The organism is Burkholderia latens, assembly GCF_001718795.1.
Classification (GTDB): domain Bacteria; phylum Pseudomonadota; class Gammaproteobacteria; order Burkholderiales; family Burkholderiaceae; genus Burkholderia; species Burkholderia latens_A.
Map to the genome: position 1 here is coordinate 938,729 of NZ_CP013435.1, position 16,927 is coordinate 955,655.

The following is a 16,927-nucleotide window of genomic DNA, read 5'->3' on the forward strand; positions in this document are numbered from 1 at the left end:
CAACATCCCACGGATGACGGCAAACACAACACTCAGGAATCGCTTCGGGGCGAGGGTTCGAGAACTACGGAAAGCTACGACTGGCTTGAGCCAAGAGGCTTTCGCCGACAAGTGCGGCTTCGTTCGTAGCTATATGGGGAAGATCGAGACCGGCAAGGCGAATCCATCCTTGGACTCGATCCAGACAATTGCTGATGCTCTGGGCGTGCCGGTCAAGGCTCTGTTTGAGGAAGACGGTGCGGACGGGGCACCGTCGGTTCAGCGTTAGAGCGAATTGCTGGCCTTCGCGGCGCCTCTTGCGCGGCGCATCCGTTCTTTCTGACGTTCGGCGCATTGAATGGCCCGGATACCCTCTGACACGATGAAACGGGCAATGCCGTCGGTTTCAGGGAAGGCAAGTCCATTCACTATAGGGGCCAATTGATCGGCGTCCCGGTCCTTCGCATAGCGCGTGTAGCTCTCCGTTTTCCCGCGCTGATGTCCGGCCATTTGCGCTGTCACTTGTTCCGGGGTCCCGAGGTGCGAGGCGGCAGTCAGAAAGGTGTGTCGGAACGAGTGGAACGTCTTCATTCCGTTTCGTTCGATGCTGAGTGCGCGCCCTAAGAACCGTTCATTGAACCACGAACTTGCGGGCTTGCCATAGCCCTTGACTGCATCCCGCTTGAGTTCCGGGAATAGGCGCTTATGGCCTGCTTTTCGAAGTGCTTGAACATATTCCGGCAGCCCCAGTTGGACGAGCCTGTCGTGTAGCGGCACGACTCTTACAGCATTGATTGTCTTGAGGGATTTGTCTTTCTCGTCCACCTTGTCGGCTCCCGTCAGGTTGAAGTCGAGATACCATTGACCGCTCCCGCTTTGAAGAACGTCCGCGAGGTATAGCTGGGAAAGTTCATTGATTCGCCCGCCAGTGAACAGGCCGAGCAGCGGCAGCCAGTAGTAGTGCGGGCGCCATGTCGTCCATCCGTCACGAGTGAACGTGCCCGTTCCGGTAGTGAACCAGTCCTGCCCGAAGATCAACGACAACTCCTGCGACGTAAATGCATGTCGTTCGTCTTGAGAGCGTGGCATGTTGAAGCGCCTGTCACCACGCTTGTAGTCGGCCGCGGGATTGAACCTGAGCATGTGCTGCCGCACGCCGAATGCAAGGATTTCGCTGAGTTTGCCGATATGCCCCTTGATAGTCCTCTCCCGCTTGACCTCGACTCCTTCGCTTTCCGCAAGGCGAATTAGTTCGTCAATATCATCGGTTTTGAATCGTCGCCTGGACTGGTAGAGATCGGTCGGAAGTTGCGCCAAGCGGCGCGCGAATTCCTCGACTGTTTCAAACTCGATTTCCCCGAGTTCGGGGTCTCCCATCACATCACAAAACAACTTCGCTTCTGTCGTCATGCGCTGAGTTTGCGCCTTCCCCCAATTGCGATTCCCCTTGTAAGACTCGAACAACGCCGAAAACCGCTTCTTGCCGTGCTTGGCCGTTATTGGATCGAACACGACCGGGGCTGGGGCGGTCGCTATTGGCATAGTGCCAAGCGTCTCGATCGGGCTGGAAGCGACTGGTGCTGTTGGGGCACTCGAAGCGATCGACGGCGCTGGCAGGGCGACCGTGGGGGCAGGGCTGAGCGACGCAACGAGCCTGGCGCGAACCTTTGTCACGGCGGTTTTGTGCACGATGCATCGGGCGAGGTCTACGGCTATCGGGTCTTCAAGACGGATGCCCGCTGACTTGCCGTCGCGGAACACATTCTCTTGAGACTCCCCGGCGGTGACGACCTGTTGCAGCGTGGCCCGAGAATCGAGAAAGCGCACTGTCCCGGTGTGAATGGTTCGCTCGCCGCTGGCTTCGACTTCGTTCCAGATGAATTCCCCGCCGAAGTCCCGGTCCAGGTCGTTGAGGACGGGCACCCACCAGCAGGACTGTCCGTGGAGGTGCGTGAAGACCTGCGCGCCATCATTGAGCAATTCATTCGCCAGTAGACCCGGCTCGATACCGATGGTTCGCGCAGCGTCCACAATGGGGATCATGCCCGCCCCGTCCAGCAGCGGGTTTTCTGCTCTCAGTTTCTCGATGTCCAACGTCATGAAGTGCTCGCGCCAATGCGACTGAATCCGATGGCCGACGAGTTTAGCGGCTTCCCAATCGCGGAGGCGGGTAGACGCGTGAATTTCGTTCTTGCCGACTGCTGCGCGCAACCGTTTCGGGACGACAAGACGAACGACGTAGATGCCGCTAGGGCGACGATAGAGGCAGGAGGTTTGAGCCACCGTAGGAGACCACTGTAGTAGTGGTGCGGCGAAGCTCGTGAGACACGCACATAACCCAGTGGAATCAAGGGGCTAGGTGGTGTGTGGAGCGGGCGATGGGAATCGAACCCACGTCATCAGCTTGGGAAGCTGAGGTAATGGCCATTATACGACGCCCGCAGAACGGGTAATTCTACAGGGTTTGGCCGGGATGTTGCAAGAGACGCGTCTTGGCTTGCCGGAAACGACTGCGCATCAGGCAATGACGGGCGATCGCGATTGGGTCGGTAGTTCGCGCGGGCATTCGTTGCGAGTGCGCTCACGCGACCGAGTCAACCACGTCAACCGCGGTGTTCGGATACGGCCGACGCTCGGCGGAACTCCCGTGTGCGCACCAACCGGCAAGCCGGTGTCGAAATTGGACGAGTCGGTGTCGGAACCATACAAGCTCCGACCAGGCTTTCGCTCTAACGTGACAGTCCTCTTATCCGATCGTTACTCTGGAGCCGACATGTCCGATTTCATCACCGTTCTGCGCAAAACCTGTCCGACGCCCGTTGTGGATGCGACCAAGTGGAAGCGCATCGGCGGCGATCCGCACACCGTGAACCTCAACGCGTACCTGTCCAAGGATGGCAGCAAGATCATGGGTACGTGGATCTGCACGCCCGGCAAGTTCGAAGTGAACTACGAGAAATGGGAGTACTGCCACTTCCTCGACGGCTACTGCATCATCACGCCGGAAGGCGAGGAGTCCGTGCACCTGAAGGCCGGCGACGTGTTCGTGATCGAGCCGGGCATGAAGGGCACGTGGGAAGTGGTCGAGACGGTGCGCAAGTACTTCGTGTTCGCGTGAGCGGGCCGGAACAGCGCGCGCAATCCGGCGCGGCGCAGGTGACGGGGATGCGCCGATCGGCGTTTCAGCCTCACCGCTTCGCCAGCGTGCACGGCCAGATCGCGGCTGCCACAACACTAGTCACGCGCGGCCGGACGCGCTTCGGCCGCTTGCGAAGAAACTCACGCGTCGATGCTGAGCGCCTTCTCGATCGCAGCAATCAATTTGAACGCATCGTCGCGGCCGATCAGCAGGCCTCGGCTGGTGTACTCGCAGCCGAACGCGTAGAAGCTCGGCAGAAGCGTGATCGCATCGTTCTGTCGATCGAAATCGACTTTGCATTTCGTCAACGGAAAGAACGGGGGCTCTTCGGCGGGCGGCTGGTACACGGTATTCTCCTGATGCAGCTTGCGAGGCGGCGGCCTGATTCAATCGCTGCCCGAACGAGCATTAGCCGAGCCGGGTCATGACGGCGCTCGCTATCCTGTCGGATTCGAATTCGGAATAGCCGGCGCTGAGCGACAGTGCGCGCACGGCCGCGAACATTTGCAACTCCGGTTGATGGCGCAGCGCCGAACCGGCGAGGCCGTCGTGCGGCACGGCGTCGATCCGCGAAACCTCTCGCCGCGTGATCAGGTCGATGAATTCGTCAATAATCATTTCGTGCTCCGAATCGAAGGATGAACGTCACATGTCGCGACAGCATGCGTCATTGCGTATCGTCGAAGAGCGGCTGTTTGCCGCGATCGCCGTCGATGATTTCCTCTGCATAGCGAACGGACGCCCGACGCGCTTCGCCCGCCGACTCGAACGGCGCATGCTCGAGCAGCCGGAACGTTTCGCTGCGGGTCAGCGTATCGGCGGTGCCGCGCAGGCAAATCTTCACGGCTGCGTCGAAGCCGCCGTCGTAGTTGTGCGGATTGCCGTTCTGCGACGGAATGTGCGGGTAAATCAGCGGGTAGATTTCGAACCCGCGATAGAGATGCATGCTCATGACGAACTCCTCGGTTCGGTCGCGACAAAACGCGCGGACGAACGCATCCGACCGGTATCACCGCGAGGCGGCGCGACGGGTGGGGTGAAAAGGGCTGCAATGCGCGCGGATCAACGCGCGACGCAAGAGGGCGGACGGCGGGGCGAGCAGTAAGAGAAGGGAGCGTGCTCGGACAAATTCATCATACGCGCTTCATGCCGGATGTCCATCTAATTCTCGGCGGGGCCGGCGGTGCGGAATGCGCGCTTTCGACGGACGTATATGACGCGCCGCCGCGCATCGCGTATCGCGCACATGCCGACCGCACGCGGATATCCGGCCACGCGATTGGGCGATACGTAGCAATACCGACACCGCGTCGGCGCTCCGCACGAGCGCAGCCTGCAACACGGCGCGCAACCGCCTATGATGCAGCGATCTGCCAATCGCCGCGACGATGCATGCGTGCTCGGCCAGCGAACATCCAATGCCTTCACCGGAACCCGACCATGCGCATCACCGATATCCGCGAGCAAGCGATCCCGGTTTCCCGCTACGCCGATCCGGCGATTCCATCGGGCGGGCTGACGACGAGCGTCGTCGCGGTGGTGACCGACGTCGTGCGCGAGGGCCGCGCGGTAACCGGTTATGGCTACGCGTCGGTCGGGCGCCATGCGCAGGGCGGGTTGATTCGCGAGCGATTCGCGCCGCGGCTGTTGGCCGCCGCCGACACGATCGCGGATGACGCCGGCACGAACGTCGATCCGTTTCGCGCGTGGCGCGCAATGATGGCCGGCGAGAAGCCTGGCGGGCACGGTGAACGTTGCGTGGCGATCGGCGTGCTCGACATGGCGATCTGGGATGCCGCCGCGAAGATCGCGGGGTTGCCGCTCCATCGTTTCATCGCCGGCCGGCTCGCGCGCGATGCGGCTACGCGCGTACGCGTGTACGCGGGCGGTGGCTACCGCTATCCGCACGACGATCTCGCACGCCTGTCCGACGAGATGCGCCGCATCGTCGAGCTCGGCTACACGCACGCGAAGATCAAGATCGGCGGGCCCGATATCGACGAGGACAAAAGGCGCATCGAAGTGGCCGCCGCGCGGCTCGCAGACAGCTCGCATCTCGCGGTCGATGCGATGAACACGTACGACGCGACGAGCGGCCGCGCCGCCGCGGCGATGCTGGCGCCGTTCGGGCTACGGTGGTTCGAGGACCTCTGCGATCCGCACGACCTGCCGCTGCATGCGGATCTGACTGCGCAGTATCCGCCGCCGGTGGCGGCAGGCGAGGCGCTGTTTTCGCTGGCCGAAGCGAAGCTGCTCGAACGCTATGGCGGCCTGCGCGCCGATCGCGACGTGCTCGTGTTCGACCCGGTGCATTGCTACGGCCTGCCCGGCTACCTGCAGATCGTCGATCATTTCGTGGCGAGCGGCTGGCGGCGCGACGCGTTCTGGCCGCACGGCGGCCATCTGTTTTCGCTGCACGTCGTGGCGGCGCTCGGGCTTGGCGGCGCCGAGGTCAGTCCGTTCGCGTTCCATCCGTTCAGCGGGCTCGCCGATGGTGAATCGGTCGACGCCGGATGCGCGGCCGTACCGCAAGCGCCCGGCATCGGCTTCGAACTGCATGCCGATGCGTATCGCACGTTTCGCGCTTTGGTGGAGCGCTGAACGCAGTGCCCGCTTCAGCGTGAAGTGCGCGCCGTCAGCCGATCACGTGCACGCCGATCAGCACCACCGCCCCGACGGCGATCAACAGCAGCGCATGAATGCGCGTTGTCATCACCAACACGGTCGAAGCAATCGCGATCGCGCGTGCGGTCCAGCCGCCGTCTAACGCCTGCAGCAGCACCCACACCGACGCGAGAATCATGCCGGCGGCAACCGGCCGCAGTCCGGCCTCGAGCGCGATCTGCCAGCGCGCGCCTTGATGCCGGCGCCACAGATGCGCGACGCCGTAGATCAGGAACGCAGTGGGTCCGAACAGCGCGAGCGTCGCGATCACGGCACCCCAGAGACCCGCCACCTGCCAGCCGATCAGCGTCGCGAGCAGCGAGCCGGGGCCCGGCGCCATGCGCGCGATCGCGAAGTCGTTCACGAACTGCGTAGCCGTCATCCAGTGATGCACGTCGACGACCTGCCGCTGGATGTCGGCGACGATCGCCTGACCGCCGCCGATCGTTGCGATCGACAGCGGCGCGAACACCCCGAACAGTGCGGCGTAGCGCGACGAAGCGGTCATCGGCCGCCGCTCCCGCCGCTCGCGCGGCCCGCCCGGCGGTATTCGAGCGCGACGCTCAGCGCGCCGCCGATCAGCACGGTCCACACGAGCGGCCAGTGCAGTACCGCCACCGAGACGAACGTAAGCGTCATCACCGCGAACGGCAGCACACGGCGCGGCAATCGCCGCACCGCGGTGATCGCCATCGAGATCGACAGACCGATCGCCGCGGCGGCCGCGCCCGCGAGCGCGATATGCGTGAGCGGGAAGCGCGTAAGCGTCGAGAACGCGACGCCGAACAGCACGATCAGCACGGCCGGCGGCGCGATGATGCCGGTGAAGCCGGCCATTGCGCCGCGCCATCCGGCGAGCCGATAGCCGATCCAGATCGCGAGGTTCTTTACGTTGACGCCCGGCAGCGCCTGCGACAGCGCAAGGCCGTTGAGGAACGCCTCTTCGTCGAGCCAGCGCCGCTCGTGCACGAAGTCGCGCAGCATGCGCGCGCTCAATCCGCCGCCGAAACTGGTCAGGCCGATTTGCGCGAACGCGATGAACAGCGCGAGGACGCCGGGTGGCGGCGCATCGCCATCGGGCGGCACGGGTGCGACGGGCAGGGCGGAAGACATCGGACGAACTCGACACGGCGGGTGGCGGTCGGCCATGGTAGCAAGCGGCGCCTGTCGGCACGCTGACATCGAGCCGACGACGCGCGCGGCCCAACGATCCCGCCACTGAAGCGGAGGCTGCCGCCGGTTACGCGCGCACGACGCTCACGCCGGCGGCCTCGATCGGCGCGGTCAATGCCGCATCGGTCTCCCGTTCGACCACGACGGTTTGCGCGAGCGTGAGCTCGCCGATCACGAACTGCGAAGCCGCATGCAATTTGGATTGCGATGCGAGCACGACCGTCTCCGCCGCGCGCTCGGCCAGCGCGCGCTTGATCGCCGCCTCCTCGAAATCGCCGGTGCTCAGCCCGGCGACCGGATGAACGCCGGTCACGCCCATGAAATACAGGTCCGCATGGATGCGCGCGATACCTTCCATTGCCGCGGCGCCCACCGCGACGATCGAATGCTTGTAGAGCTGCCCGCCGATCACGATCACGTCGATCGACGGATGCTCGGCCAGCGCGACGGCGACGCTCGGGCTGTGCGTGACGATCGTCGCGCGCAGGTCGGGCGGCAACTGGCTGACGAGCAGCGCGGACGTCGTGCCGCCGTCGACGATCGCAACCTGCCCGGGCGCGATCATCTGCGCGGCACGGCGGGCGATGCGGCGCTTCTCTGCGGTATCGAGCGTCTCGCGCTGCGCGAACGGCGCGACGGCCGGCGACGCCGGCAGCGCGCCGCCGTGCACCCGCTGCAGCAGTCCTTCGCTCGCCAGCTCGCGCAGGTCGCGGCGGATCGTGTCTTCGGACACGCCGAATTGCGCGCTCAACTCGGCCGCCAGCACCTGGCCGTCGCGGGAGAGCGCATCGAGGATCGCTTTCTTGCGTTGGGTCGTCAGCATCGTATTTGCACGAAATTTCTTGAAATTACACGAATCTGCACGTTACCATGCAGGCCGTCACTTGTCCAACGAGAGGTCGCCATGGCTGCAACGCAAGACCGCGTGCGCATCGTCGATACGACGGTGCTGTCCGATGACTGGTATGTGCTGAGGAAGGTCACGTTCGACTTCCTGCGCCGTGACGGAACCTGGCAGCGCCTGAGCCGCGAAACCTACGACCGCGGCAACGGCGCGACGATCCTGCTGCGCAACGCCGCGACGGGCGACGTGTTGCTCACGCGCCAGTTCCGGATGCCCGCGTTCGTCAACGGTCACGACGGGATGCTGCTCGAAGCGGCGGCCGGCCTGCTCGACGACGCGACGCCCGAAGCGCGCATTCGCGCGGAAGCCGAGGAGGAGACCGGCTATCGCGTGCGCGGCGTGCGCAAGGTGTTCGAGGCATTCATGAGCCCCGGATCGGTGACGGAGAAGCTGCATTTCTTCGTCGGCGAATACGATGCGTCGCTGCGCACGGGCGACGGCGGCGGCATCGCGGAAGAGGGCGAGGATCTCGAGGTCGTCGAGATGCCGTTGTGCGCGGCGCTCGACGCCATCGAGCGCGGCGAGATCGTCGACGCGAAGACGATCATGCTGCTGCAGTACGTCGCGCTGCGCGAACCCGCGGGCGCGCATGCTGCCGCAGCGTGAGGCACGCCATAAGGCACGCAATGCACGCATGAAGCAGCGGCGCGGCGCTCGAACCGGCGTATGATCGCGCGACGCAACTCGCGCACCGTTCGACGTTACCGCTGCTCCATCATGCCGCTTTCCGATTCGCCCGACTCCCTCGATTCCAGCCCCACCACCGCGCCACTGCCTGCCGACCTCGTCGCGTCCGCCGTCGATGCCCTCGCGCGCGCCGATGCGTTGCTCGTGACGGCCGGCGCCGGTATCGGCGTCGATTCTGGCCTGCCCGATTACCGCGGCACGGACGGGTTCTGGCGCGCGTACCCGGCGCTGCGTCACGAGCGTTTCGAGTTCCACGAGATCGCATCGCCGCAGGCGTTTCGCGCGCATCCGCAGCTCGCGTGGGGCTTCTACGGGCATCGGCTCGAACTGTACCGGCGCACGGTGCCGCACGCGGGTTTCGCGATCCTGCGGCGCTGGATCGATGCGATGCCCAAGGGCGGTTTCGTGCTGACGAGCAATGTCGACGGCCAGTTCCAGGCGGCCGGCTTCGACCCGGCGCGAATCGTCGAGATTCATGGATCGATTCATGCGATGCAGTGCTTGCGGCCGTGCTCCGACGACACATGGGACGCCGCGCCGTTCACGCCGGACGTCGACGCGGCCGCGTGCCGGCTGCTCGGCGAGTTGCCGCGCTGCCCGCGCTGCGGCGGCCTCGCGCGGCCGAACATCCTGATGTTCGGCGATCGCGGCTGGCTCGGCGAACGCTATGACGCGCAGCAGCGGGCGCTCGATGCATGGCTCGCGCAGGCCGGCCGGGTGACGGTCGTCGAGATCGGTGCGGGCACCGCGATTCCGACCGTGCGGCTGCTGAGCGAACGGCTCGGCGCGGACGTGATTCGCATCAACGCGCGCGAAGCGCATGCGCGCCGTCCGGACGTGATAGGGCTGAAAGGCGGCGCGCTCGCGACGCTTGCCGCGCTCGAGCACGCGTGGCACGGCGGGTGAGCGGGGCAGGGCGGCGCCCGACGGCATTGCCGCCGCGGCGCGATTGCGCATAAAGTTCGGCGTAGGCCGCACCCGCCACGCGGCGCCGTCAGCGAGGAGTTCCCTTGTTCTATTCGATCGTCGCTATTTTCGTCGGCGCCGGCCTCGGCGCGTTGCTGCGCTGGTTCCTGAGCCTCGCGCTCAACGCATTCTTTCCGGCGGTGCCGCTCGGCACGCTTGTCGCGAACCTGCTCGGCGGCTACGTGATCGGCGTCGCCGCTGTCGTGTTCACCACGCGCGTCGGGCTGCCGCCCGAGTGGCGGCTGTTCGTGATCACGGGTTTCCTGGGCGGCCTCACGACGTTCTCGACGTATTCGGTCGAAGTGATGACGCATGCGATGCAGGGCGAATTGGGATGGGCGTTCGCGGTGGCTGCCCTACACTTGACAGGATCGTTCACGCTGACGGCGCTCGGCATGTGGACCGCGCGCGCGTGGTTCGCGGCGGCCTGAGCGCGCCGGCACCCGGAGGGCGCGATGGACAGGGTCTTCTTGCGCTTCTACGTGCACGAGCAGCACCGGCTGCACTGGAAGCCGCTGTGGGAGTGGTTGCTGGAGGAAGGGAACCGGATGGGCGTCGCGGGCGGCTCGGCGTTTCGCGCGGTCGCGGGCTTCGGCCGGCATCGCGTGCTGCATGAAGACCGCTTTTTCGAACTGCAGGGTTCGCTCGCGATCGAGGTGGAATTCATCGTCACCGAGGACGAGGCGCAGCAGTTGCTCGAGCGGCTGTCGCGCGAGAAGGTGCGCGTGTGCTACGCGATGATTCCGGCACGCTTCGGCGTGATCGACACGCTCGGCGCGCCGCCGGCGCAAGGGCCGGCAGCGTAATGCGGCGACGCGTCAGATGCCGAACATCGTCAGCGACACGGCTGCGCGCGTGACGATCATCAGCAGCACCTGCACGATCACGAACAGCAGGATCGGCGACAGGTCGATGCCGCCGAGGTTCGGGATCACGCGGCGCAGCGGGTTCAGGAACGGCGCGGTGAGCTGGTAGAGGATCGGCATCGCCGGCGAGCGCGGATTGAGCCACGACAGCAGCGCCATCAGGATGGTCATCCAGATCACGAGGTTGAGCGCCCACTTCACGACGGTGAGCAGCGCGACCACGATCAGTGTCGCAATCACCGCGGCCGGATCGAAGCCCGCCATCACGACCATCAGCACCACGTAGACGAGCGCGGTGAGAAGCGCGGCGACGACGCTCGCCCAGTCGATCCCGCGCACGCCCGCGATCACGCGGCGCAGCGGCAGCACGAGCCAGTTGGTCGCCTGGAGCACGGCCTGCGTGACGGGGTTGTACGGCGGCACGCGGACGGCCTGCATCCAGACGCGCAGAATCAGCGCGGCGCCGAACAGGGTGAAGACGGTATTGAGCAGAAAACGGGCGATCTCGCCGAACATCGTTGGCATCCTTTTTATACAGTCGAGTAGCGTGCGGCCGCCAACGCCGGATGGCGGCGCATCGGCCGACACCTTATCACGCCTCGTCTTGCGACGGGGAGAGGAGGCTCGCGGTGCGACCGAGCGACGTATCGACGGCATGCGCGAGCGCGGGCAGTGCGGCCGGCGGCGCGCTGCGCTTCGCGGCGAGCGCGATCGCACGACGCGTCATCAGCGCATACAACATCGCGTGATCGCCGCCGCGTGCTTCGAGCAGCGCGAGCTGGCGCTCGACGATGCCGGTGTCGCCCCGTGACACCGGGCCCGCGAGTGCATTCGCGAGGCCCTTGTCGCGCGCGGTCTCGATCGTGCCGGCGAGCATCGGCAGCAGCGCGCGCAACGCCGCTTCCTCGTCGAAGCCGAGGCCGCGCCACAGTTCGACCGCTTCCGACAGCCCGCACAGCGCGAAGCTCGCCGCGTAATGCGCGGCCGCGTGATAGAGCATCCGGCCGCCGGCCGGAATCGACAGCGGATGGCAGCCGAGTGCGGCAGTCAGCCGCAGCAGCATCGCGTGCAGTTCGCCGTCGGCCTCGAGCGTGACCGAGCAGCCGTCGATGCGCGCAAGATCGCCGTCCGTGCCGCCGAACAGATAGAGCGGATGGAAGCCGCCGGTGGCCGCTCCGTGCCGCTTCGCCGGGTCCAGCAGATCCACCGCTGACGCGCCGCTGCAGTGGATGAGCGCCTGGTCGGCCGCGCGCGCCGGATCGAACCGCAGCACGGCGGCCGTCGCTGCCAGATGGTCGTCCGGCACGGTCAGGAAGATCAGGTCGGCGGCATCGACGACTTCCTGCGGCGTGCCGACTGCGCGACAGCCGTCGATGTGCGCGGCGAGTGCCGCGGCCGACGCGGCGGTGCGGCTCGCGATCGCGACGACCGGAAAGCCGGCGCTCGCAAAACGCCGCGCGATGCAGCGCGCGAGGCGGCCGGCGCCGATGAAGCCGAGGCGGGGAGTGGCGGGAATGGCCATGGTCGGGAGTCACGCGAAAACGGGGCAGCCGTCAGTATCGCAGGAATGAACGGACGCCCGGGCACGGGGGGTTTTGACCCGGCGCGGGGACGACGTTGGGTGGCGCGCGCGCTCCTCGCACGAGCACGGCGTCGGGGGTTCGCGCGCGGTCACGTCGCTGCGGCGATTCCAACTGGCCCTACTTAAACCGGTTCGCCGTCGCTGTCGAACGCTGTCGAATCGTCGGCATCCTGTCTCAAATTTGTAATCGTTCATTACGGAAGCGCACACGCGGTGCTCGCCGGAGCCGGTAAGTGTGACCGGCGCACGTGGGCCGCGATCCGAAGTCGGGCGGAATCGCGCAGCCGGCAAGGAACAGCGGCGATCCGCAAAGCCGCGTCCGGCCGAGCCCGCAGCCGCCTGGAATTGCAATTTGCAACAAATGCGAAATACATGGCGGGCGGGTTTTCGCTACATTGCTTGCATGCGACGTGCATGCCCGCCGTTGCCGACAGGGGCGCACAAATTACCGCTCCAGCAGGAGAATCGAAGTGAAAAAGCTCATTCCGTTCATCGCCGCCGCCGCGCTGGGCCTGGGTGCCGCGAGCGCCGCGCAGGCACACGTGTCGATCGGGGTCGGCATCGGCGTCCCGGTCGCGCCTGCGTATCCCGTGTATGCACCGCCGCCGCCCGTCTATTACGCGCCGCCGCCTCCGCCCGTCTATTACGCGCCGGCGCCGGCCTACTATGCGCCGCCCGCGGTGGTCGTCGGCGGCTACTACGGTCGTCCGTACTGGCGTCACGGTTACGGCGGCTGGGGCCATCACGGTTACTGGCGTCGTTGACGTGTCCCGCGCGGGCTGACCGTGCGCGGCAAAACGGCGCAACGTCCTTCACCGGACGTTGCGCCGCTTTTTTTTTCGGCGCCGGCCGTGCGCGCGCCCGGCCCGGAGATTACACCGCGTGCACGATCAGGTCGCGATAGCCGCCGACGATCACGCTATACGAGAAATACGCGAACAGCAGCGCGGACGCGACGTGGCACGCGCGCATCAACCCCGCGCCTGCACGCTTGCGGCCCTGGCTGGCGAGCGTGCACATGAAGAGCGTCCACGCGAGGCCGCCGAGGAAGAAGCCGGACAGGAATACCGACGCCGTCGCCGGTGTGGTCGCGCCGGCTTTCGCGATCAGTGCGCCGCCGACCGCCGCAAACCACAGGATCGCGCTCGGCGACGACATCGCGAGCAGCATCCCGCGCATGAAGCTGCGCCGCGCGCTGGCGCGCGGCTGCGGCGTGTCGTCCGTATCGCCGCCATTGACTTCACTCGCCGGTGCGAGCGCTTCGCGCGCCATCTTCCATGTGAGGAACAGCAGCACCGCACCGCCGCCGATCCACACGATCCAGCGTACGGCTTCGAACTGCAGCAGTACCGCCATTCCTGCGAGCGCGAGCGCCGCGTACACGAGGTCGCCGAAGCACGAGCCGACGCCGAGCCAGAAGCCCGGCCGGAAGCCGTGCGACAGCGTCAGCGACAGCATCGCGACGTTGACGAGACCGATGTCGAGACACAGCGACAGCGACAGGAAGAATCCGTCGGACAGCATCGAGGCGGGAGGAAAACTCATCGTCGTTAGTATGGCGGAGTACGTACGAGGCACGGGGCGCCGCGCGCCCGCCGTGCGGGCTTAGAGTCCGATCTCCTGCCAGAGCCGGTCGACGCGCGCCTTCACGGCTGCGTCCATCTCGATCGGACGGCCCCATTCGCGATTGGTCTCGCCAGGCCACTTGTTCGTCGCGTCGAGCCCCATCTTCGAACCGAGGCCCGCGACGGGCGACGCGAAATCGAGATAGTCAATCGGCGTGTTATCGACCATCACGGTGTCGCGCACGGGATCGACGCGCGTCGTGATCGCCCAGATCACCTCGTTCCAGTCGCGGATGTTCACGTCCTCGTCGACGACGACGATGAACTTCGTGTACATGAACTGCCGCAGGAAGCTCCACACGCCGAACATCACGCGCTTCGCGTGGCCCGCGTAGCTCTTCTTCATCTGGACGATGGCCATCCGGTAGCTGCAGCCTTCCGGGGGCAAGTAGAAGTCGGTGATCTCTGTGAACTGCTTCTGCAGCAGCGGCACGAATACCTCGTTGAGCGCGACGCCGAGCACGGCCGGCTCGTCGGGCGGCTTGCCCGTGTAGGTCGAGTGATAGATCGCGTCGCGGCGCATCGTGATGCGCTCGACCGTGAACACCGGAAACCACTCCTGCTCGTTGTAGTAGCCGGTGTGGTCGCCGTACGGGCCTTCGAGCGCGTGCTCGTACGCCGCGGCCGCGTTGCCCGCCGGGCGCGCCGGCGCGCCGGCCGGCGCCGCGGCGGGCGTGCCTTCCTGCGGATGGATGAAGCCCTCGAGCACGATCTCGGCCCGCGCGGGCACCTGCAGCGTGTCGACGCCTGGCGTCAGGCACTTCGCGAGCTCGGTACGGCTGCCGCGCAGCAGGCCCGCGAACTGATATTCGGACAGCGAATCGGGCACCGGCGTGACCGCGCCGAGCGTCGTGGCCGGATCCGCGCCGAGCACGACCGCGACCGGGTAGGGCTTGCCGGGGTTTCTCAGCGCGAATTCACGGAAGTCGAGTGCACCGCCGCGATGCGCGAGCCAGCGCATGATCAGCTTGTTGCGGCCGATCAATTGCTGACGGTAGATGCCGAGGTTCTGGCGCGGCTTGTTCGGCCCGCGCGTGACCGTCAGGCCCCACGTGACGAGCGGCCCCGCATCGCCCGGCCAGCAGGTCTGGATCGGCAGCTTGTTCAGGTCGACGTCCGCGCCTTCCCAGACGATCTCCTGGCAAGGCGGCGACGACACGGATTTCGGCGCCATGTCCCATACCGCCTTCGCGAGCGACAGCAGCTTGCCGGCGTCCTTCAGGCTCTTCGGCGGATCCGGTTCTTTCAGCGCGGACAGCAGCCGGCCAAGGTCGCGCAGCGAACCCAGCGCGGCGTCGTCGCCCGCATCGACGCCCATCCCGAGCGCGACGCGGCGCGGCGTGCCGAACAGGTTGCCGAGCACCGGGAATGCGTGGCCGGGCGGCGCATTGAACAGCAGCGCCGGGCCGCCGGCGCGCAACACGCGGTCGCACAGCTCGGTCATTTCGAGCACCGGTGACACGGGCTGAGTGACGCGCCGCAGTTCGCCGAGCGCCTCGAGGCGTTGGATGAAATCGCGTAAGTCTTTGTATTTCATGAAGAAGGTCCGAGCTGCCCGCGCAACGGGCAGCGATGGGCGGGCGCAGCGGCTCGCTGCGACCCCGAATCGACCAGCGATTTTACCCGGGCGGCTGCGTACACGCCCGGCGGCGAAAAAAGTCGATCCCGCGCGAAGCCCCTACGGCACGGGGCTCTGGAACTGAAGGGCGGTTTGAAATTACTTTTTGTTATAATTTCAAGGTTTTATAGTGTTGACGATCTATAAAACCCTGCTAGAATCCGCTCACATTGGCTGCAGGGTAAAGGCTTCGAGCCGCCAATCACCGATCTTTGACGCAGCGCGTCACCGTCCGCCGAAACCTGCACGGCGTATTCGACGGCCTTTGTCGTAGTCCCAGCCAGCGCCACCAGACGCTGGTTTTTTGCGTGGGTGCCACCGCGTATGCCCGCCTCGCCCGATGTGCGAAGGCGCCGGCCCTCTTACACCGTGGCCCTGAACGGTACTTATACCGTTTCCCCGATGCTTGCGCGTCCCAACCAAGGCGTGCGGCGTCGTGATTCCGCGGCGCGTTTTCCGTCTCGCCATCGAGCTGAGCGAGCCGCACGAGTCATGTTCATGGGAGATGATCTGAATGAACGCTTGGTTATCGTGGCGTCCCAGTGAGCAGCATGCGCAGTTCGTGCGCGCCATGCTGCGTCGCGGGACGCGTGTCAGTCACCATCTATTCAGCGTTGTCGGCTGTTTCGCTGTCGCGGTCGCACTTGCGCTGTGGCTGCTGCCGACCGTGCGCGGGAGCCTCGCCGCGAAGCTGATGCCGGTCGTATCCGCGGCCGTGCAGGCCGGTCCGGCCCGTCTGCTGACCGGTCATCCGCTGCCGAACTTCGCGCCGGCCGGCGCGCAGCCGCAGCAGGAAGACGCTCCGGAAACCGATGCGCTCGCCGTCGGCCTCGACGTCGCACCGGAAACCGCCGCGCAGAACGACGCGTCCGATCCGGCCCGCAACGGCCCGTCGCCCGTCGCGCTTGCGAAGCTGATTCCGACCCAGCGAGTCCCCGCCGAAGCGCGCGACGATCGCGCGCTTGCGTCGAACCGCGAACAGGCGCTCGTCGCCACCTACTTGTCGCGCCGGTACCGCGTCGCGCAGGAGCCGCTCGGCCAGCTGGTCAAGGCGGCGTTCCAGACTGGCCGCGACGTCGGCCTCGATCCGCTGCTGCTGCTGTCCGTGATGGCGATCGAATCGGGCTTCAACCCGTACGCTGAAAGCGGCGTCGGCGCGCAGGGGCTGATGCAGGTGATGTCGAAAGTCCATTCCGACAAGTTCGAGTATTTCGGCGGCACCGACACCGCGCTGCAGCCGCTCGCGAACCTGCAGGTCGGTGCACTGGTGCTGAAGGATTGCATCGCCCGCGGCGGCTCGCTCGCGAACGGCCTGCGCCTGTACAACGGCTCGACGAATCCGGACGACAATGCGTACGGATCGAAGGTGATGGCCGAGCGCAGCCGCCTGCGCGACGTCGCGCGCGGCCGCAGCGTGCCGATCAACGCGCCGCAGGCGCCGGCGCAGCCGTCGAAGCCGATCGTCACCGCGGCCGTGGCCGCATCGGCGGGCGGCGCGAAGCGCGTGCACGCGACGCTCGACGGCGCCCAGCCGATTACCGCGAAGGCCGCTGCCGTGCCGAAGGGCGCGCCGCAGCAGGACGATGCGAGCGTCGATACCGCGAAGCAGTCGCACGGCGATCATTCGGAGCTTGGCGCATAGTACCCGCCAGCTTTCGCGGCACTGAAACGAAAAAGCACCCGAACCGGGTGCTTTTTTTTCGCCTCTGCCGAGGGCGGTTCGT

General features: G+C 66.1%; 20 protein-coding genes and 1 tRNA gene. 9 read left to right on the forward strand and 12 right to left on the reverse strand.

Features of this window, described 5'->3' with window-relative positions; genetic code table 11:
* Window positions 1-13 precede the first annotated feature (13 nt).
* Window positions 14-268: a helix-turn-helix domain-containing protein gene (locus WK25_RS04350; protein WP_083252956.1), complete on the forward strand. Its 255-nt coding sequence runs from the start codon at window positions 14-16 to the stop codon at window positions 266-268.
* Here the strand turns inward: WK25_RS04350 and WK25_RS04355 are convergent.
* Together WK25_RS04355 and WK25_RS04360 are read right to left on the reverse strand one after the other, a co-directional pair.
* Window positions 265-2,262: a site-specific integrase gene (locus WK25_RS04355; RefSeq protein ID WP_069241061.1), complete on the reverse strand. Its 1,998-nt coding sequence runs from the start codon at window positions 2,260-2,262 to the stop codon at window positions 265-267. The genes WK25_RS04350 and WK25_RS04355 overlap by 4 nt on opposite strands.
* An 84-nt stretch (window positions 2,263-2,346) precedes the next feature.
* A tRNA-Gly gene (locus WK25_RS04360) sits at window positions 2,347-2,421 on the reverse strand.
* A 331-nt stretch (window positions 2,422-2,752) separates the two neighbouring features.
* On the opposite strand from WK25_RS04360, the gene WK25_RS04365 reads away from it, so the two are divergent.
* On the forward strand, window positions 2,753-3,097 hold the full coding sequence (locus WK25_RS04365) for a cupin domain-containing protein (RefSeq protein ID WP_040143594.1): 345 nt from the start codon (window positions 2,753-2,755) through the stop codon (window positions 3,095-3,097).
* A 161-nt stretch (window positions 3,098-3,258) separates the two neighbouring features.
* Here the strand turns inward: WK25_RS04365 and WK25_RS04370 are convergent, their stop codons facing one another.
* The 3 genes from WK25_RS04370 to WK25_RS04380 form a co-directional block, all read right to left on the reverse strand.
* The gene (locus WK25_RS04370; protein WP_040143595.1) at window positions 3,259-3,465 is read right to left on the reverse strand and encodes a hypothetical protein; all 207 of its coding nucleotides are present in this window, start codon (window positions 3,463-3,465) and stop codon (window positions 3,259-3,261) included.
* A 61-nt stretch (window positions 3,466-3,526) separates the two neighbouring features.
* Complete coding sequence (locus WK25_RS04375) at window positions 3,527-3,736, reverse strand: hypothetical protein (protein ID WP_040143596.1); 210 nt, start codon at window positions 3,734-3,736, stop codon at window positions 3,527-3,529.
* 49 nt (window positions 3,737-3,785) lie between these two features.
* Window positions 3,786-4,070: a hypothetical protein gene (locus tag WK25_RS04380; RefSeq protein WP_040143597.1), complete on the reverse strand. Its 285-nt coding sequence runs from the start codon at window positions 4,068-4,070 to the stop codon at window positions 3,786-3,788.
* Between the two features lie 488 nt (window positions 4,071-4,558).
* On the opposite strand from WK25_RS04380, the gene WK25_RS04385 reads away from it, so the two are divergent.
* Entirely contained in the window at window positions 4,559-5,719 is a 1,161-nt protein-coding gene (locus WK25_RS04385) for an enolase C-terminal domain-like protein (RefSeq protein WP_069241062.1), read from the forward strand.
* Window positions 5,720-5,753: 34 nt separating this feature from the next.
* On the opposite strand, the gene WK25_RS04390 is transcribed toward WK25_RS04385, so the two are convergent.
* The 3 genes from WK25_RS04390 to WK25_RS04400 all read right to left on the reverse strand — a co-directional run bounded on the left by WK25_RS04390 (window position 5,754) and on the right by WK25_RS04400 (window position 7,778).
* Entirely contained in the window at window positions 5,754-6,290 is a 537-nt protein-coding gene (locus tag WK25_RS04390) for a chromate transporter (RefSeq protein ID WP_069241063.1), read from the reverse strand.
* Entirely contained in the window at window positions 6,287-6,895 is a 609-nt protein-coding gene (locus WK25_RS04395; RefSeq protein WP_069241064.1) for a chromate transporter, read from the reverse strand. The genes WK25_RS04390 and WK25_RS04395 overlap by 4 nt, the downstream gene beginning before the upstream one ends.
* Before the next feature lie 127 nt (window positions 6,896-7,022).
* Complete coding sequence (locus WK25_RS04400) at window positions 7,023-7,778, reverse strand: DeoR/GlpR family DNA-binding transcription regulator (protein ID WP_069241065.1); 756 nt, start codon at window positions 7,776-7,778, stop codon at window positions 7,023-7,025.
* A gap of 81 nt (window positions 7,779-7,859) precedes the next feature.
* On the opposite strand from WK25_RS04400, the gene WK25_RS04405 reads away from it, so the two are divergent.
* The 4 genes from WK25_RS04405 (at window position 7,860) to WK25_RS04420 (ending at window position 10,318) form a co-directional block, all read left to right on the forward strand.
* Entirely contained in the window at window positions 7,860-8,465 is a 606-nt protein-coding gene (locus tag WK25_RS04405) for an NUDIX domain-containing protein (RefSeq protein WP_069241066.1), read from the forward strand.
* A 111-nt stretch (window positions 8,466-8,576) separates the two neighbouring features.
* Window positions 8,577-9,452 carry an SIR2 family NAD-dependent protein deacylase gene (locus WK25_RS04410; protein WP_069241067.1) on the forward strand — a complete coding sequence of 292 codons (876 nt, stop codon included), beginning with the start codon at window positions 8,577-8,579 and terminating at the stop codon, window positions 9,450-9,452.
* Between the two features lie 104 nt (window positions 9,453-9,556).
* Window positions 9,557-9,943 carry a fluoride efflux transporter CrcB gene (gene crcB / locus WK25_RS04415; protein ID WP_069241068.1) on the forward strand — a complete coding sequence of 129 codons (387 nt, stop codon included), beginning with the start codon at window positions 9,557-9,559 and terminating at the stop codon, window positions 9,941-9,943.
* Window positions 9,944-9,967: 24 nt separating this feature from the next.
* Entirely contained in the window at window positions 9,968-10,318 is a 351-nt protein-coding gene (locus WK25_RS04420; RefSeq protein ID WP_040143605.1) for a DUF190 domain-containing protein, read from the forward strand.
* Between the two features lie 12 nt (window positions 10,319-10,330).
* Here the strand turns inward: WK25_RS04420 and WK25_RS04425 are convergent, their stop codons facing one another.
* Together WK25_RS04425 and WK25_RS04430 are read right to left on the reverse strand one after the other, a co-directional pair.
* Window positions 10,331-10,894 carry a YggT family protein gene (locus WK25_RS04425; RefSeq protein ID WP_040143606.1) on the reverse strand — a complete coding sequence of 188 codons (564 nt, stop codon included), beginning with the start codon at window positions 10,892-10,894 and terminating at the stop codon, window positions 10,331-10,333.
* A gap of 76 nt (window positions 10,895-10,970) precedes the next feature.
* Complete coding sequence (locus WK25_RS04430; RefSeq protein ID WP_069241069.1) at window positions 10,971-11,900, reverse strand: Rossmann-like and DUF2520 domain-containing protein; 930 nt, start codon at window positions 11,898-11,900, stop codon at window positions 10,971-10,973.
* A 530-nt stretch (window positions 11,901-12,430) separates the two neighbouring features.
* On the opposite strand from WK25_RS04430, the gene WK25_RS04435 reads away from it, so the two are divergent.
* Entirely contained in the window at window positions 12,431-12,724 is a 294-nt protein-coding gene (locus WK25_RS04435; protein WP_040143608.1) for a hypothetical protein, read from the forward strand.
* A 109-nt stretch (window positions 12,725-12,833) separates the two neighbouring features.
* Here WK25_RS04435 and WK25_RS04440 read toward each other — a convergent pair whose 3' ends face one another.
* Together WK25_RS04440 and WK25_RS04445 are read right to left on the reverse strand one after the other, a co-directional pair.
* Window positions 12,834-13,505 (reverse strand): LysE family translocator, encoded by a 672-nt coding sequence (locus WK25_RS04440; RefSeq protein WP_069241070.1) that lies wholly within the window; start codon window positions 13,503-13,505, stop codon window positions 12,834-12,836.
* A gap of 60 nt (window positions 13,506-13,565) precedes the next feature.
* Entirely contained in the window at window positions 13,566-15,122 is a 1,557-nt protein-coding gene (locus WK25_RS04445) for a UbiD family decarboxylase (RefSeq protein WP_069241071.1), read from the reverse strand.
* A 595-nt stretch (window positions 15,123-15,717) separates the two neighbouring features.
* Here WK25_RS04445 and WK25_RS04450 point away from each other — a divergent pair.
* Complete coding sequence (locus WK25_RS04450) at window positions 15,718-16,845, forward strand: transglycosylase SLT domain-containing protein (protein ID WP_059543895.1); 1,128 nt, start codon at window positions 15,718-15,720, stop codon at window positions 16,843-16,845.
* The last annotated feature ends 82 nt before the right edge of the window (window positions 16,846-16,927 follow it).